14 protein-coding genes and 1 tRNA gene are annotated in these 16,766 nt (G+C 59.9%); 4 read left to right on the forward strand and 11 right to left on the reverse strand.

Translation table 11 applies throughout. The features are described from left to right. Positions 1 to 140: 140 nt before the first annotated feature. Positions 141 to 1,136: a transcriptional regulator FeaR gene (gene feaR / locus ACCQ05_RS10920; protein WP_506191548.1), complete on the reverse strand. Its 996-nt coding sequence runs from the start codon at positions 1,134 to 1,136 to the stop codon at positions 141 to 143. 360 nt (positions 1,137 to 1,496) lie between these two features. On the opposite strand from feaR, the gene ACCQ05_RS10925 reads away from it, so the two are divergent. Next, positions 1,497 to 2,027, forward strand: coding sequence for a hypothetical protein (locus ACCQ05_RS10925; protein ID WP_372393848.1), 531 nt, complete (start codon positions 1,497 to 1,499; stop codon positions 2,025 to 2,027). Between the two features lie 92 nt (positions 2,028 to 2,119). Continuing rightward, positions 2,120 to 2,222 (forward strand) — tRNA-Ile (locus ACCQ05_RS10930). Between the two features lie 3 nt (positions 2,223 to 2,225). On the opposite strand, the gene ACCQ05_RS10935 is transcribed toward ACCQ05_RS10930, so the two are convergent. Next, positions 2,226 to 2,852 carry an SEC-C domain-containing protein gene (locus tag ACCQ05_RS10935; RefSeq protein WP_081275030.1) on the reverse strand — a complete coding sequence of 209 codons (627 nt, stop codon included), beginning with the start codon at positions 2,850 to 2,852 and terminating at the stop codon, positions 2,226 to 2,228. Between the two features lie 42 nt (positions 2,853 to 2,894). Further along, positions 2,895 to 3,947, reverse strand: a complete 1,053-nt coding sequence (locus ACCQ05_RS10940; protein WP_064539822.1) for a DNA-binding protein — start codon at positions 3,945 to 3,947, stop codon at positions 2,895 to 2,897. 274 nt (positions 3,948 to 4,221) lie between these two features. Between ACCQ05_RS10940 and ACCQ05_RS10945 the strand changes: the two genes are divergently transcribed. Together ACCQ05_RS10945 and ACCQ05_RS10950 are read left to right on the forward strand one after the other, a co-directional pair. Continuing rightward, positions 4,222 to 5,802 (forward strand): ATP-dependent nuclease, encoded by a 1,581-nt coding sequence (locus ACCQ05_RS10945; protein WP_017160746.1) that lies wholly within the window; start codon positions 4,222 to 4,224, stop codon positions 5,800 to 5,802. Beyond that, entirely contained in the window at positions 5,780 to 6,877 is a 1,098-nt protein-coding gene (locus ACCQ05_RS10950) for a UvrD-helicase domain-containing protein (protein ID WP_017160747.1), read from the forward strand. The genes ACCQ05_RS10945 and ACCQ05_RS10950 overlap by 23 nt, the downstream gene beginning before the upstream one ends. 15 nt (positions 6,878 to 6,892) lie before the next feature. On the opposite strand, the gene ACCQ05_RS10955 is transcribed toward ACCQ05_RS10950, so the two are convergent. The 8 genes from ACCQ05_RS10955 to ACCQ05_RS10990 all read right to left on the reverse strand — a co-directional run bounded on the left by ACCQ05_RS10955 (position 6,893) and on the right by ACCQ05_RS10990 (position 16,756). Continuing rightward, positions 6,893 to 7,171 (reverse strand): hypothetical protein, encoded by a 279-nt coding sequence (locus ACCQ05_RS10955; protein ID WP_017160748.1) that lies wholly within the window; start codon positions 7,169 to 7,171, stop codon positions 6,893 to 6,895. Positions 7,172 to 7,307: 136 nt separating this feature from the next. Further along, positions 7,308 to 8,963: a phosphoethanolamine transferase gene (locus ACCQ05_RS10960; protein WP_017160749.1), complete on the reverse strand. Its 1,656-nt coding sequence runs from the start codon at positions 8,961 to 8,963 to the stop codon at positions 7,308 to 7,310. Then, positions 8,944 to 9,849, reverse strand: coding sequence for a cation diffusion facilitator family transporter (locus ACCQ05_RS10965; protein ID WP_017160750.1), 906 nt, complete (start codon positions 9,847 to 9,849; stop codon positions 8,944 to 8,946). The genes ACCQ05_RS10960 and ACCQ05_RS10965 overlap by 20 nt, the downstream gene beginning before the upstream one ends. An 86-nt stretch (positions 9,850 to 9,935) precedes the next feature. Further along, the gene (locus ACCQ05_RS10970; protein ID WP_372390248.1) at positions 9,936 to 13,091 is read right to left on the reverse strand and encodes an efflux RND transporter permease subunit; all 3,156 of its coding nucleotides are present in this window, start codon (positions 13,089 to 13,091) and stop codon (positions 9,936 to 9,938) included. Between the two features lie 10 nt (positions 13,092 to 13,101). Then, complete coding sequence (locus ACCQ05_RS10975) at positions 13,102 to 14,073, reverse strand: efflux RND transporter periplasmic adaptor subunit (RefSeq protein ID WP_017160752.1); 972 nt, start codon at positions 14,071 to 14,073, stop codon at positions 13,102 to 13,104. Next, positions 14,070 to 15,353, reverse strand: coding sequence for a TolC family protein (locus ACCQ05_RS10980; RefSeq protein WP_017160753.1), 1,284 nt, complete (start codon positions 15,351 to 15,353; stop codon positions 14,070 to 14,072). The genes ACCQ05_RS10975 and ACCQ05_RS10980 overlap by 4 nt, the downstream gene beginning before the upstream one ends. Positions 15,354 to 15,407: 54 nt before the next feature. Then, a complete protein-coding gene (locus tag ACCQ05_RS10985; protein WP_152412167.1) occupies positions 15,408 to 15,788 on the reverse strand; it encodes a hypothetical protein in 381 nt (126 codons plus the stop codon). A gap of 350 nt (positions 15,789 to 16,138) precedes the next feature. Next, positions 16,139 to 16,756 carry a cation efflux transmembrane domain-containing protein gene (locus ACCQ05_RS10990; RefSeq protein ID WP_224096879.1) on the reverse strand — a complete coding sequence of 206 codons (618 nt, stop codon included), beginning with the start codon at positions 16,754 to 16,756 and terminating at the stop codon, positions 16,139 to 16,141. Between the last annotated feature and the right edge of the window lie 10 nt (positions 16,757 to 16,766).

Consider the following 16,766-nt stretch of genomic DNA (forward strand, 5'->3'; position numbering starts at 1 on the left):
TAGCAACAAGCCCCGCGTTGCGGGGCTTGTTGTTTCTGCCTGCGGTGTGTTCTTCATCGCAAGATAGCGGTCCCTGGCATGCGGCTCAATCGCCGACTGCCGCGCGGCCGGCTCAGCGCCCATGCTCACCCATCCTGTCGTCACGCATCGTGGGCAAACGCGGTGCACCGCACATCGGCGCGATAGTCGCGTGGCGTGCAGGCGAACTGCTTCTTGAATGCACGGCTGAAATGCGCCGAATCGGCAAAGCCCCACTTGCCAGCGATCTGGGTGATCGATTCGCGCTGCCGTTGCGGGTGGCGCAGGTCCTCGGCACTGCGTAGCAGCCGCCGACGGAGGATGTAGCGGCACACGGTGTCGCCATCGTCGAACAGGCGATACAACTGACGCAGCGATACCCCGAGCTGGCGTGCCAGCGCCGCCGGGGTGAGCAGTGCGTCATCGAGCTGATGTTCGATCAACTGCTCGGCGTAGCGGCGTAGCTGACTCGACGCGGCATCCAGCAGGCATTGCCTGTCCGCGCTCCGGGGATCGCCGCTCAGGGCCGAAGGCAGCAGGGCCAGGATGGCTTCGCGCAGGGCACGGCGATCGTCCCGGCTCGCCGACTCGCCCGCCTGCCAGAGCTGCTCGATCATCACACGCAGCACCTGGCCACTGACTCCGAGCGTGCAAATCCTGCCGAATAGGGCACGCCCCTCGGGCAACCGCCGCTGCAGCTCGGAGCGATCCAGGTGGATGGAGACGTGATCGATCAACCCGCAGCCGACGATATCGTAGGGCGTGGCCGAATCCATCAGCATCAGTTCGCCAGCATGCAACTGCAAGGCGTGCTCGCCTTGGTGCAGCATGCGGCTGCTCCCGCTGCGCTGCATGACCAGGAAGCAGCAGCGGTCGTCGAGGCGGTCTCCCTTGGTGCGTTGGTGCACGATTTGCGCCACATTGGTGCGAATCAGCGATGTCTTCAGGTCACCGTCGTCGTCATGGGCCAGCTCGCCCACGAAGCGTGGACCTTGCGGGTCCACGCTTGCACGAAAGCCGCCACAAGCGGAATCCAGTGCGTGATTCCACGCTTCGACATCGTGACAGACCCGGACAGGAGTGCGCATTGGGGGACCGAAATGTGATGACCTCCCCATTGCGGCACGCAAGCTCCGTGCCAGGTCCAGGCGCCGTGCTAGCTCCTGGCACGGTGCGGATTCCCCACCCCGCGCTGCCTGCCAACGCGCATCGCCAACGTCCCGGGTCTGGCGGGACGCCTGGCGCGCCGCCGCGGACGCGCAGCGCAGGCATCGCGCATTGAAGGACACCGCAGGGCGCGCCGCCAGGCAGGTGCGACGGCGCCGGCAAGAGGGTTGGCAGGGAATCGTTACGAACACGGCCAGATCTTCGCTAACCGATTGATGGATCGGTGAATTCTACCCTCGGCCGCCCTTGCAGGGTCGGACCTCCCCAAGGAGCTGTGGCACCATTCAATCATTGCCACCACGTACTACTTCTTGGACACCGAATGGGCCGATGTAACGGGCAGTGAGCTAGTGAGTCTGGCGCTGGTGAACGAAGGTGGAGACCGCCTTTTCTATGCTGAGCGAGCCAGCCTGCCCGAGGCTCCCACCGACTTCGTTCGTCAAAGCGTCTACCCGCTGCTAAACCGCGGCGACGCAGCCCTGCCTGATGCCGCCCTGACTACCGAGCTGCGCGCCTTCCTCAGCGAGGTCGACGCGCCGGCAGTGATCGCGGATTTCCCGAACGATCTTCAGCTGCTGCGGTATGCCCTGGATGGGTTTGAGTTACCCGATGACCAGGTTGCCGCGTGCGGGCCCCGGCCGGCCCCGGTCATGACACGCATGTCGAAGGAAGGCCTTCCGGGATTACTGGTGGAAGATTGGTTCGCGGCCCATCCGGAACATAGGGCCAGGCGCCACCATGCCTTGGTGGACGCGCAGGCCTTGCGGATGGCTTGGCTGGTGGCGACCGACCGCATCCCTGCTCCGGCGTGGGCCCACTCCTACCGCCGCGCCCGGGGATAGCGGCATGGCGTCCATCCCCGGTATGCTTGCCCCATGAACCGCCTGAGCCAGCTCGACCCTCGAATACCGGCGTGATCGCATCGATCGATCACGCCCCTGTTGCTCATGTTGGTCAGAGCGCCGGCCTTATACCCCGGTGAGAGCACGCGCCAGATAAGCGCGTACACGTCGGTTCGATTCCGACCAGGGGCACCACCGTCAACGACGGAAGAATGCCTCTACTTGCGCGCCATGACAGCGCTTGTACTTGCTGCCGCTGCCGCACAGGCACGGCGTATGCTCGCGCAGTCCCGCACCGAGTGACTGGCCCAAAAAGTCCCTGGCTTGCAGAAGAGGCTGGATTTCATTGGCCGGCACGCTGACCTCGCCATACTGGGACGCTCGCTCGCCGCGGTTCATCACCTGGACAATCGCTTCGGACATCTGGATGAAGTGCTTGATCAGCAGGTCATCGCGTAATGGCATGCGGACGTTGTCGATGGCCAGGCCCTCGTAGCGTCTTCGTGGATCCGGCAGAAAGAGAATGCGCTTCTCGCCTTCAGGCTTTGGCGTGATGTCGATCATTTCTCCTTCGGGGCTGATCCACACCGCGTGGAATTCCGCTTCCACCAGCACGTGCGGCCATTCCCACAGCTGCCACCCGCATAGCATCTGACCACCGTCGCGCGCGACCTTGGCCTGCACGTTGGGAAAGCATTCGTGCACGATCGCATCGGCTTCCGGCTGCACATCGAGGTACACCGGTTCTGCACCGCGCACGACCGAATCGGTCAAGCGCCGCACCGCACGGCTGATTTCCGGGGGTGTGGTGGTGACTACGCTCATGACAAAGCTCCTTGCGATCGTGGCGGATGTTCCGTTTCTAGGCTATGACCCCGGCGTCTCTTCCGATGAGATCCGCTTGGTGCCTTTGCCGCCGGCACTGGCTGGCTGCAGCTGGGCCAGCAGCGGCTCCAAGGTGCTCAGGCGGACGGTGGCGCGCAGGGTCTCCGCCTCGGCGTGCTCGCGTCGTTCGCGCTCCTGGACCAGCTCGGCCCGGGCTTTCGCGAGCTCTTGTCGAGCATCTTCCAAGGACTGAGTGTCTTGGCCCCAGCGCACCTGCAGCGCCTGGTATTCGGCCGCCGTCAGGCGCAGCGCATCGAGCTCGCCCTGTTGCGTCTGGATGGTTTGGCGCAGCTGCGCCACCTCCCTTTCCAGCCGGGTGTGGCGTTCCAGCCACTGGCCGTTCTCCCGGTTGAGCTGCACCAGGTCGTGGTTCTTGGCGTTCAATACTTCGTTGGCCTGGCGCAGAGCGACCTGCAGTTCCTGCACTTGGTGCTCGTGCCGGCGTTGCTCCTGCTCACGCTGGTCTTTGACCGAGGTGCGGTAGTGCTCAAGTGCTTCCCTGGCATGCTCGTGCTTCTGCTCCAGGGAGCGTGCGTGGCTTTCGTGCTCTGCCAGCCGCGCCGTGAGGCCTACAATGCGCTCCTCCAGCTGAGCCTGTTCGGTGGTGCGGCTGGCCAATTTGCCCCTGGCGGCTTCGCCGGCCTTGCGTTCTGTCTGTAGCAGCGTTTCGGTGTGCTGAAGCTGCACACTGAGGTTGCCGGCCTCTTGCCGGGCCTGTTCCAGGGCTTGGGTGCGCTCGTGCAATTCGACCTGGAAGCGCTCTTGCGCTTGGGCGACCACGGTTTCGGCCTCGGCATGCAGCCGCTCGGCCAGACGAGCCACCAGGTCCTGCAGGGCGTCGCTGACCGCGATCTTCGCGCCCACGCCTTGCCCTTCCTCCTCTTCCAGCTCCTTCAGGTAGCGGTGGATGGTGGTTTTGGACCCGGTATTGCCCAGTGCCACGCGTACCGCGTCAACCGAGGGGTTCTTGCCTTCGGCCCGGAGACTGTCCCGGGCCCGTTGCACATCGCTTTTGTACAAGCCAGAACGCGCCATCTGCCCTCTCCCGTGTATTTCGTAATGTATTACATAACATGTAATTACGTACTACTCAACGGCCGGACAGGCCCGGCCAGGGACACCAGTATCAGGCGGGATAATATTGAATTATCCCGCGTAACCGGCGTTTCGGCCATTTCAAGTCGTCAAAACGGTACGAAACCGCCCAAGGCCGGCGATCGCTGGGTAGTATGGCCCAGAGCGGAAAGGAGGCCAGCCGGGGTGCAAGCAGGCGCCGCCACCGAACTCGTTGGCCATCAAAGGACTGTGCATGCCGATCGAACGTATCGTCATCGACAACTTCAAGTCGTTTCGCCATCTGGACCTGCCGCTCAACGCCCACATGAACTTGGTGGTGGGCGATAACGAGGTCGGCAAGTCCACTCTGCTGGAGGCCATCCACGCGGTGGTCACCGGCCAGCTGCATGGGCGCAATCTCGCCTACGAGCTCACGCCCTACCTGTTCCATCAGCCGACGGTGCGGGAGTACTTCGCGGCGCTTGCAGCAGGCACGCCGGCCTCGCCGCCACGGATCTCCATCGAAGCCTATCTGGGCGGCGATGCCGCGCTGGCGTCGTTACGCGGCACCAACAACTCCCTGCGCCTAGATACCGCCGGCATCCGGCTGCTGGTCGAGCTCAACGACGACTACCGCGAGGAGTTCAACGCCTACCTGCAGCAGCACCAGGGTGCGGTCAGCCTGCCGGTGGAGTACTACACGGTGCGATGGTATTCCTTCGCCAACAATGGCGTCACCGCCCGCAGTATTCCGTTCGACTCGACCATCATCGACACGCACGGCATCAAGACCTTGTCCGGTGCCGATCGCTATATTGCCGGCATCATCGAGCAGGCACTGACGCCTGCGCAGCGCGTCTCGCTGTCGCTGAGCTTCCGTCGCATGCGGCAGAGTTTCTCCGAAGAAGCCGATGTGGCGGCCATCAATGCCTACCTGACCGAGCACACCGGGGACATCAGCCACCGAGCGCTGACGGTGGGGGTGGATACATCGCCGCGCTCAACATGGGAAACCAGCCTGTCTCCGTACCTGGATGAGCTCCCCTTCACCCAGGCCGGCAAGGGGGAACAGAGCGCGGTGAAGATGAAGCTGGCCATGCACGCGGCAGGGGCGGCCCACGTGCTGCTGATCGAGGAGCCGGAGAACCATCTGTCCTTCTCCAGCATGACCCAACTGATCGACAAGATTGCGACCCTCTCCACCGCGCAGCAGGTGATCATCGCCACCCACAGCAGCTTCGTGTTGAACAAGCTGGGCGTGGACAACGTGATCCTGTTCAGCGCGCAGGGCCAGATGAAGCTGGACCAGCTGCCGAGCGATACACACGACTATTTCATGAAGCTGCCAGGCCACGACACGCTGCGGCTGATCCTGGCCAAGCAGGCAATCCTGGTGGAGGGCCCTTCTGATGAGCTGATCGTGCAGCGTGCCTACAGCGACCACCACGGCGTGGCGCCGATGGCTCATGGCGTAGACATCATTTCGGTCAAGTCGCTGGCATTCAAGCGCTTCTTGCAGATTGCAGATCGGCTGAGAATTCAAGCCAAGGTGATCACCGACAACGATGGCGATATCGCCGTTGTGCAGGAACGCTACGCCGACTATCCCAACGCCATCTACTACGATTCCGACGAAAGCGCCCCGTCGCTGGAAGAGCAACTGATAAAAGCCAATTCTGTGTCCGAGCTCAACACCGTGCTGGACAAGTCATTCGCCGATGAGGTGGCGTTGCTCAAGTACATGAAAGGTCACAAGACCGATACGGCCCTGGCGATCTTCAACAGCCGGCACTCGATCAGGTTCCCGGACTATGTCCAGCGTGCCATCACCTAACCGGGTCCTGCTCTCAGCGGCCGGCTCGGGCAAGACCACGTTGCTGGTTCGGCAGGCCTTGGAGCGGCCTGGGCGCCGCATCGCGATTGTTACCTACACGCTGGAGAACCTTGAAGAGATCCGGCGCTCGTTTGAGGTTCACGCCGGCGCAGTCCCCGCGCATGTCACCTTGCACAGCTGGTATGGCTTTCTGCTGCGCGAGTGCATCCGCCCGTACCAAGCTGCGCTTTGCGCCGAGCCTCGGGTAGAGACGATCCTGTTCGTGGAAGGTCTCACCAACAATCGGGCCCCACGCACCCAAGCCGCGCGACACTATCTGGCGGGCAACCGGATGTATTCCGATCGGGCGGCCGACTTTGCTGTGCGATGCGATGAACTGACCCAAGGTCAAGTGATGGCGCGCCTGGCGGCCATGTACGACGAGCTCTACATCGACGAGGTCCAGGACCTGGCCGGCTACGATCTGGATCTGGTCGAGCGGCTGTTGAAGAGCGATATCGCCATTACGTTGGTAGGTGATACGCGGCAGGCGACGTATGCCACCAACTATGCGCAAAGGCATAGTCAATATCGCGGGCCGAACCTGGCAGCGTTGTTCCGGATTTGGGAAGCGGATGGATTATGCCAGCTCGATCACCGCCTCATCAGCTTGCGCTGTGTCCAGACGCTCTGCGACTTGGCCGACGCGCTCTACCCGCAGATGCCACGGACCGAGTCAGGCAATGGCGAGGTCACCGGGCACGATGGCATCTACCTCATCGCTCCCGAGCATGTGGCTGCGTACATGCAGGAATTCGCTCCCACCGTGCTTCGGTACGACCGGCGGCAAGCGTGTGATGGGTTGCCGGCCGTGAACTTCGGCCAGTGCAAGGGCCGGACCTATGGGCGTGTACTGATCTTCCCCAACGGGCCATTGACGCTGTACCTGCGCACGGCCGATGCATCCCGCGTCACCGCGCCACCGAAATACTATGTGGCCTTCACCCGAGCACGCCAGAGCGTGGCATTCGTGTATGCCGGCGCGTGTGCGCTGCCGGGTCATCAGCTCTATGCGCCTGCCAGCGCAGACGCATAGAGCCACGGGCAGCGATCACATCTTCTCTAACGGCGCGCCGGTGGGCGGCGGCGGTACCGGGCCCGGGTCGTTGAAGCACAGCATGACTTGATCAATGTCGAATTGATCGGCAAGCACCTTGGCAATCACGGCGTGCACCAGATTCAGATCGACCGAGGGCGCAGCGACAGTGATGGTGGCCGTGATCGCACGGCCATGTTCTTTCCCGGGGACCAGGCGTAGATCGTCCACCGCCTTCACACCGGGGTCGGTAAACATCGCCGCACGAACTTGTTCGATGTTCATCTCGTTCATAGTGTCGAGGACTCCAAGGCAGTGCAACAGACGCGGCTGGTAGGCCGCAACGCATCCACTCTAGAGCGCGGGAGCTCTGACAGGATATGAAAATGCAGCCCCATGCTTCGTGCCTCGGCAGTTCCTGACGGCCTCTTCATGATTTTGTACAACCTGCGAACACATCTTTGCGAGGGTCGTAGACCTTTGATCCAACTTGCATTAGACCCAGAACCGAATGAAAAAGATTATCGTGCGAGGCAGGTTCCCGAGCACGCCGCTCAAGACAAGGACGATTCAACCCGCGCCATCGGGCCATGCCTTCGGATAGCCACGTCAACATCGGAACTTTCATTTGGGTATCAGGCGCGATCGCATACGGCAGGCCATGCAGATACAAATTGCGTTCGCCTAGAGATTCACCGTGATCTGATAGATAAATCAACGCACTGTCGTGTGTGGTGACGCCCTTCAGTAGATCAATGGCAGCAGCTACCATCTCGTCAGTAGCCAGGATGGCATTGTCGTAAGCGTTAACGACCTCCTCGACGGTACATTCTCCTATGTCCGGGCTTCGACAATCCGGCGTGAACTTGCGGAGCCGCTGCGGATACCGCTGGTAGTAGCTAGGCCCGTGATTTCCTAATTGGTGGAGCACGATCACAACATCACCGGGCGAGCTAGCGATACGTTCTTGTAGGCCTTTAAGCAGTATCTGATCCATGCAGCCTTCGCTACTGCACAAGGCGGGGTCTTGCTGATCACGGAACGACTCAAACGGCAAGCCATCGCATACGCCCTTGCAGCCGCCTTGGTTGTCTCGCCAACTGACATCGGCGCCAGCTCGCGCCAGGATGTGAAGCAGCGACTCTGATCGTTCAATCTTCTGCTCATCGTAATTGCTGCGGCCAAACGCTGAGAACATGCACGGCAATGAGACCGCTGTACTCGATCCACAGGCCCGAACATTACGAAAGTTTGTAACGTCTTCTGTCACAAGCCTGGGGGTCGTCTGCCGTGAATACCCATTCAGGCCCCAGTTTTGAGCCCTGACTGTCTCACCTATAACGATGATCAGGGCATGAGGCCGCTGAGACGTGCTGTGTCCAGGTGTCAGGATCGCATCGGGCGCGAGCACAGTCCGAGGGCCCCGATATGGCCCCAAGCCATCCTTTGCAGCGACACGGACAAATGAGACCAGCAAGTTTTCGGGAGCAATTAGATGTCGCATTTCCCGATTGTTGTGCATTAGCGGCGAGATATCCTTAAATCCGGCGATTGCCGCGCCCACCAACACGACCAATGCGATGGCGACCGTACCCAATGCCCGCAGCAGCGAAGCGAGCGGCGGTCTCCAGGTCACCTGAACAAAGAGCAGCACAAGGATAGGGAAGCTAGCAGACCACGCCACACCCATAACTAGGTTGCGGGTCAATAGTTGGTTAGATTCGGATGCGTCTGTTGCCAGGATATTTCGCGCCATACCTACGTCGAAGTGCACGCCATACTGGAGCGAGAAATAGGACAGCACTGCAGTGATCAAAGTAAAACTGATCAGCACTGGCTTGATTGTCCAGCGTGTACATAGAAGTCGTACCACAATGACATTCAGAGCCACCATAACGAGCGCAATACAGACTCGGGATGTTGCGCCTGTGAAACCGTTCAAGGCCTCTGAGGCAGTGACTGCCCGCCAAAACGCGGGATTCAGCATCAGCGCCGCATAGACTGCGACGCTCCAGACTAAAAGTTCGGGACTGATAAGCGGTCGCTTCAGTAGCGCACGAGCGCGCTCATGAATGCCCATGCGCATTGCCCTCATCAGCGCATGACACTTGTTCAATCTGTAGGGTGATCTCCTCGATCCCAAATAGCTCATCCACAGTCGCGCTGAGTTCGCTCCGGACCTCATCTAAAGGAGCGCTCTCTTTCTGCAACACTACATGCGCGGTCAAGACCGGACGTTTGCTGGACAGTGACCATACGTGCAGGTCATGCACCTCGCTTACGTTGCGATTGCGTATCAGTGCAGCGCGCACGTCTTCGACTGCAACTCCAGATGGAGCACCCTGCATCAATACATGTGAGGCTGCTTTCAGCAAGGTCCACGTGCGCGGGAGCACCCACAGGCCAATCGCGACAGCAATGATGGGATCGATTAGCGTCCAGCCCGTGAATCGGATAATGACTGCGCCCACGATCACGCCAATGGAGCCCAGCATGTCGCTCCACACTTCCAGGTATGCACCTCTAACATTGAGCGAATCCCCACTACCTGCTTTCAATAGGCGCATCGAGATCAGATTGACGACCAGCCCAAGTACCGCCACTACAAACATGCCAGTTGAAGCAACCTCTGGAGGCTGCCGAAAGCGGCCCACTGCCTCCCACAGGATGTAGAAAGCCACAAGGAACAACAGGCCCCCATTGATCAATGCCCCCAGTGCCTCCATGCGAGCATAGCCATAAGTATTGCTGAGATCTGCAGGCCGCTTGGCCATGCGAACAGCGAACAAGGAGACACCGAGCGCGATGACGTCGGTCATCATGTGCGCAGCATCGGACAGCAAAGCGAGGCTATTAGTGATCAGCCCGCCGATGACTTCCGCGACCAGAAACGTGGCCGTCAGGACGAGCGCCCACCATAGTGGCTTCTCGAATTTGACCTCGGAAACACCGTGATCGTGGTTTCCACTCATTTGAGTTCTCCCATGGACCAGAGTTGAAGCTGGGCCCAGCCGATGGCCCCGGCCGTGACTTCACGGCAGGGGCAATACTGATTGACTTAGGACGCCGTGCTTGCGCGATTCGCAAACCTGCTATGTACCCAGCGATAAAGCACCGGCAGCACGACCAGTGTCAGCAAAGTTGATGAAATGATTCCACCGATCACTACCGTCGCCAACGGGCGCTGCACCTCCGAGCCAGCCCCCACATTCAAGGCCATGGGTACAAAGCCAAGTGACGCTACCAGGGCGGTCATCAAAACTGGTCGCAGTCGGCTTAGCGCGCCCTCGCGCACAGCATCCGCCAAGCTTGTGCCAGTTTCGCGCAAAGACTTGATGAAGCTGATCAACACAAGACCGTTAAGCACTGCCACGCCGGACAGCGCAATGAAACCGATTCCTGCCGAGATGGACAAGGGGATGCCACGCACGGTCAGCGCCAGGATGCCACCAGTCAGTGCCAGCGGTACTCCACTGAAAACGATTGCCGCATCCTTGATCGAGCCAAAAGCCATAAAAAGCAAAGCGAAGATCAACACCAGCGTCACCGGCACAACAATAGCCAACCGCTCGCTCGCTGAAATCAGCTGCTCGAAGCTGCCACCGTATTCCAACCAGTAACCACTCGGCACCTGCACCTTACTGCCCACTTGGCTTTGCAGTTCGGCCACAAAGCCACCCAGGTCGCGATCCCGCACGTTTGCAGTGACAGCGATGCGACGTTTGCCGTTGTAGCGATTGATCTGGTTAGCCCCTTCGCTTGCGATCACCTTGGCTACCTCACTTAACGGCACTGTCCGGGCAACACTGCCGGCTGCAGCACTAGCATCGGCGGGCAGAGGAATCGGCAGGCTCTCTATCGCAGCAGGATTCTGTCGTAATGATTCGGGCAGCCGGACTACCAGATCAAATCGACGGTCACCTTCAAATAGCTGTCCGGCTACTTCACCGCCCACGGCTGTGGAAACCGTACGTTGCACATCATCCGCACTGAGGCCATAGATCGCTAAGGCTCGCCGATCAGGTTCAATTGTCAGCAACGGAAGTCCGCTGGCCTGTTCGACCCTGACATCTGCCGCGCCGGCGACGTTCTTCGCAACTTGTTCAACCTTCTGTCCGATCTGCAGCAACGTCGCCAGGTCGTCGCCGTATACATTGATGGCCACGTCCGCTCGCACGCCCGAGATGAGCTCGTTCGTTCTCATCTGGATCGGCTGACTGAACTCATAGTTGTTCCCCGGAATTGTCTCTAAGCTTTTTTCCACCTCCGAGACCAGATCGGCTTTTAGTTTTTTGGGGTTGGGCCACTGATCGCGCGGCTTGATCATCACGAATGTATCGGCCACAGAAGGTGGCATGGGGTCAGAGGCTACTTCAGATGTTCCAATCTTTGAGAACACCCGTTCAACCTCGGGCATTTTCGCCAAGCGCTCCTCAAGGACTCGCTGCATCCCGATCGATTGCGTCAGGCTTGTGCCGGGTATACGCATCGCCTGCAGTGCAATGTCGCCTTCATCCAGGCTGGGTACAAATTCGCTGCCTAGCCGCGATGCCATTAATGCGCTGATGCCAAGTAACACCACAGCCGCAATGCCGACCAGCGCACCACGTCGTAGACTGAAGTTCAACAGTGGCTCGTAACCTCGCCGCATCCAGGCCATGATGCGATTTTCCTTCTCATCGACCTTCCCACTGAGCGCAAGGGCAATTGCGGCCGGCACAAAGGTCAACGACAAGATCATGGCACCCGTCAGCGCCAGCACTACAGTGATGGCCATCGGGTGGAACATCTTCCCCTCCACCCCTGTAAGCGCGAAGATCGGCAAATAAACCGCAGTAATAATGCCCAGGCCAAACAGACTAGGACGGATCACCTCGGCGGTCGCAGCTGCCGTTTCTTCGAAACGTTCAGCCAAGTCCATCTGACGGCCAAGATGGTGCTGGCGTTCGCCGAAGCGCCGTAAGCAGTTCTCGATGATGATGACTGCGCCATCAACAATCAGGCCGAAGTCCAGCGCACCCAGGCTCATCAGGTTGGCTGAAACCCCGCCACGGGCCATGCCAGTTAGCGTGAATAGCATGGCCAGCGGGATCACCAAAGCAGTGATCAAGGCCGCACGGAAGTTTCCTAGTAGCAGGAAAAGGATAACAATGACGAGTAATGCGCCTTCGATCAGATTTTTCGCCACCGTGCTGATCGTGCGATCCACCAGCACAGTGCGGTCATAGACCGGTGTTGCAGTGACACCCTTCGGCAAGCTCTTTTCTGCTTCTTTCAAGCGCGCCGCAGCGGCCTGTGCCACGTCACGACTGTTCGAGCCAACCAACATCACAACCGTACCCAGAACAACTTCGTGTCCGTTCTGCATAGCTGCACCAGTGCGCAATTCTGCACCGTCCGCCACCTGCGCGATGTCTTGCACACGAATGACGGCCCCACCGCGGTTGGCCACGACGATCTGTTCGATTTGCGGGATGTCCGCCACTTGCGCTGGCATCCGCACCAAAAATTGTTGACCATTGCGCTCGATGTAGCCGGCGCCTACGTTTTGGTTATTTTTCTGTAGCGCTTCGACTAAACTCTCCAGAGTCAAGTCCAGTGAACGCAGGCGAGCCGGATCAGGCGTGATGTGCACTTCACGTTTGTAACCGCCGAGCGTGTTCACCTCAGTGACACCAGGCACGTTGCGCAATTGAGGGCGAATTACCCAGTCCTGCAGAGTTCGTAGATCTGTTGCAGTAAAAGGCGTGCCATCAGCTTTTCGTGCTTTTGGATCGGCATCGATCGTGTAGGAGAAGATTTCCCCCATGCCCGTGGCGATTGGTCCCAAGGTTGGCTCGATGCCGACAGGAATTTGCGACTTGACCTGTTGCAGGCGTTCGGCCACTTGCTGGCGAGCGAAGTAGATATCGGTGCCATCTTTGAAGACCACCGTAATCTGCGACAGTCCGTATCTAGAAATCGATCTGAAGTAATCCATTCTCGGCAAGCCGGCCATCGCCGTTTCGACCGCATAGGTGATGCGTTGCTCTGCTTCTAGCGGCGAATAGCCAGGCGCTGCCGTGTTGACCTGCACTTGGACGTTGGTGATGTCTGGGGTGACGTCAATGGGCAGCTGTTTGAAGCTCCACACACCAACCGCAATCAGCACAACAGTAAGTGCCATCATCAACCATCTGTGGCTGACGGAGATCCTAATAATTTTTTCTAGCATGTCGGTCTCCTTAGTGCTCGTGCGAGGCGCCAGACTTTTCGATGTCTGCCTTGATCAGGTAGCTCTGCTCAATGACAACCTCTTCGCCAGCTTTTAGGCCATCCAGCACCTCGACGACTCGCGCATCCTTCTCGCCCAATTTCACGGCGCGAGAGGAGTAGAGTTCTCCGGTGCGAACAAACACTGCTTCATGACCATCCATTGTCTGGATAGCTTGAAGTGGGACGACTACAGCGGCGTCGCGCGCGCGAGTCGCAATCTTGCCAGTCACTGCAATACCTGGGCGCCATTGGTCCTTAGCGTTATCCAATGTCAATCGCGCTACTGTGCTCTGTGATGCGCTGGCCGTGCCCGGCAGCACGCTGTCGATCGTAGTGGTGATCTGTTGTCCACCATATAGACTCTCTAACGTGACTTGCTGTCCGGGCCGCACGTCGCTGATTTGGCGCCCAAAGACAGTCAGGTCAGCCCACACTCGGCTGAAGTTAGCGATCTCAAACAAGGTCTGCCCCTCGGCCGCTCCGCCGCCTGTCTGCGCTTGACGACTTAGCACCACTCCCGAGATTGGCGAGACAACGCCATATGTGCTGAGGCTCAGATTGCTCTCAATACTGGCGAGATTCTGTCCTGCCGTGACTTTGTCGCCCACATTGACGCGAAGCGCCGCCACACGCCCTGGATAGCGTGCGCTGACGTGAGCCACGCTCCCATCGATGACCCGGATTACGCCTTGCACATCGATTTCATTGGCCACCTTGCCGCTGCCAACGACAGCGACTTTGACGCCGTTTGCCTCCGCATCCGCAGCTGAGATCGTGGTCGATTCAACCGCTTCTTCTGCATGCCCGCCTGGCTCATCTCCCTGCGTGTTCGCAGGACCCGCACCGGGTTCGGTTTCTGTCGGCTGCTTCGAGCCTCCGCAGCCTGCAAGGGCAAGCACGAGAAACCACACCAACACGTTCATGGGGTTGGAGATTTTCATTTCGAAGGGGTATCCGTATTCGAGGCGCCTTGCGCCTTAACGATGGGTTGTCCCAGCAATCGCTGGATTTCGATGAGCGCAGCCTGTGCCGAGAGCGCCGCGTTGAGCTGACGCCGCCGCGCTTGGATGCGCTGGTCTTGTAACAACGCCCACTCCATGTAGCTGATGGCTCCTGCGCGCCAGGCCCGGTCGGCCGCAGTCTCGGCCTTTGCCAGTCGAGGCAAAACATCGCTCTGCAGTCGCTGCACTTCCAGCTGTGCAGTGCTGTAATCACCATAAGCCGTAGCAAGAGCTGAGTTCATTCCGACCAGCAATGCCTCGCGCTCCACGTTTGTTAGTGCCAGTTCTGCTTCCGCCGCACGTATACCTGGCTGTGCGCGACGCGACGCGCCTAGTGGAATGGTGAAGCCCGCCAAGATGCCGACGTCATTGCCACTGCGAAAGGCCCGGCCACCGACCTGCCATTGGATGTCAGGTGTGGCATCACTTCGGGCCAAGCGCAGCTGCGCCTCCCGAATGCGCCCTTCGCCGGCGAGCTGTGCTAGCTCTGGCGTACGCGCCAGAAAGCCACTCAACAGAGCGAAGTCCTCCAGGTTGGGCAACACCATGGGATCGCCAGACACCGCACCAGCGGCGGGGCTTAGGCTGTTCCAGAGCGATGAAAGCGATTGTCGCGCAGCCTTCTCAGCCTGATTAGCGCGATCGCGATCCAGCTCTGCCTCAGCCAATGCAGCTAGTGCCGTGAGCACCACCGACTCAGGAGATGCACCTGCCGCAAATCGGCGCTTGGCAGCGTCGACCGTACGGCGGCGCTGCTCGATGTCCAGCTCGGCAATCTCGCGTTGGCGTATAGCCGCAGCGACAGCCAAGTAGCGGCGTGCGGTCTCAGCCAATAGATCAAGTCGCGTTACTTCGCGCTGTGGCGCCAACTTGTCGATATTTGCTTGAGCCAAGGCTTTGCGCGCGTCAAGCTTGCCACCGCGTTCCAGCGTGCCGGCGAGCGTTACGGTGACTTCTGCCTGGTCGAATGCGCGATAGGCGCCAGATCCCAGGGCATTTTCGACCATTGCACCAATGGTCAGGGCAGGCTTGAAGCTTGCCGAGTCATAGTTGGCCTGCAGCACAGCACGCTGGCCGTCTACCAAGCGAAGATCGGGATGGGTCTGGGCGACATGTTCGATCGCCTGTTGAAGAGTTAACGTTTGACTAGGCACTTGCTCTTGCGCATAAAGCGCAGGCGCAAAGGCACAGGCGACCAGTGTCGCCAATCGCAACCACATGGGAATTCTCCGGAAAAGGTCAAAACAGTGATCGCCCGCAAGAGCGATAGACCATTACAGACCGATCGGAGGACGGATATCGAAACGAATGCGCACCGAACGTGCTTGCCACTGTCCGGACTCAGGCGCGCTGGCCGCCACTGCCAGTGGAAGACTTAATGCAAATGCAGATGGAATTGCACTTAGATGGCCACAGCAGTGAGAGGCGTGCATTAGAGCGTGAAAGAAGTCGCCGCCCTGACCATCTTCGTCATGAGCTGCATCCTGAGTGAGAACCTGCTCGTCACGATCGTGCAGGTGCTCAGCTAGGCCTCGCGCAGCTTCGTGCGTGTCACCTATGGCAGCGAAGATCGGGTTTATCTGCACCGCGAGCAGCAGCAACACCAGCGCCGGAAGGCGCAGGTAGCGGCGGAGTCGTGATGCGACAATAGACATTTGTAGGATAGTACTCAAAGCTCTGAGCGTTAGACAATTTCGTTTGAGCCCCTGATTACTCCAATACGTCAACGTCCACGCACTGAGCGCGGACACCCCAGCAGTAGCTGACGCGTGCTTTCCAGGCTTTAACAGATGCGATCGCCCAGCGGACCCCGGCTCAGCCGATATTGGGCAGCTGCGGACGTGGTATTTGCCGGTACTGACAAGGCCGAGTGACGCTCTCTGTTTCCAAAGGTGCGTGACGCAGCTTGCCCTCAAGTCCCAAGGGTTGGCGAGACATGTTGAGGTCCACCGTCAGGTGTGCCACCTGTAGCCCGCGTAGGCATTGCTTAGCCGGCCAAGTGCTGTCACGCGGGTAAGTTGCGCGCGTCGGCTCGAGCCCGGCGCGCGTCGCCCAAGATTTCGAAGGCTTCCTTGATCACGTATAGGCCGATCAGGGCGCCGATCACGAAATCTGGGTACGGGCTGGCCAGCCACCACACCAGCAGGCCGGCCAGGATCACGCCAACATTGGCGACCACATCGGCGCGGGTGAACAGCCAGGTCGCCCGCAGATGCACTTCGCCGGACTTCAATGGGGCGAGCATACGGAGCACCGTCACGTTGACCACCAGCGATAGCAGGGCGGTGCCAATCATCCATCCGCTGACCGGCTCGGCGCCGTACACGACCCGGCGGCCGACTTCGACCAGCACGCCTACGCCCAGCACCAGCAGCACGCTGCCACTGACCCACGCGGCGTTGGCCTTGAAGCGCGCCGGGCGCCCGATGGCGACCAGGCCAATGGCATAGGCAGTGGCGTCGGACAGCATGTCCAGGGCGTCGGCCAGCAGCCCGGTGGAATGGGCAATCCAGCCGGCAATGCCGCCGATCACGGCCATCGTTGCATTCAGCGCCAAGGCGGTCCAGAGGATGCGCCGCTCCTCCTTGTTCTTGGCTTCGTGGTGGCACCCGCAATCACTCATGTCCTGGTCC

The sequence above is a fragment of the Xanthomonas sp. NCPPB 3582 genome, from assembly GCF_041475735.2.
Classification (GTDB): domain Bacteria; phylum Pseudomonadota; class Gammaproteobacteria; order Xanthomonadales; family Xanthomonadaceae; genus Xanthomonas; species Xanthomonas codiaei.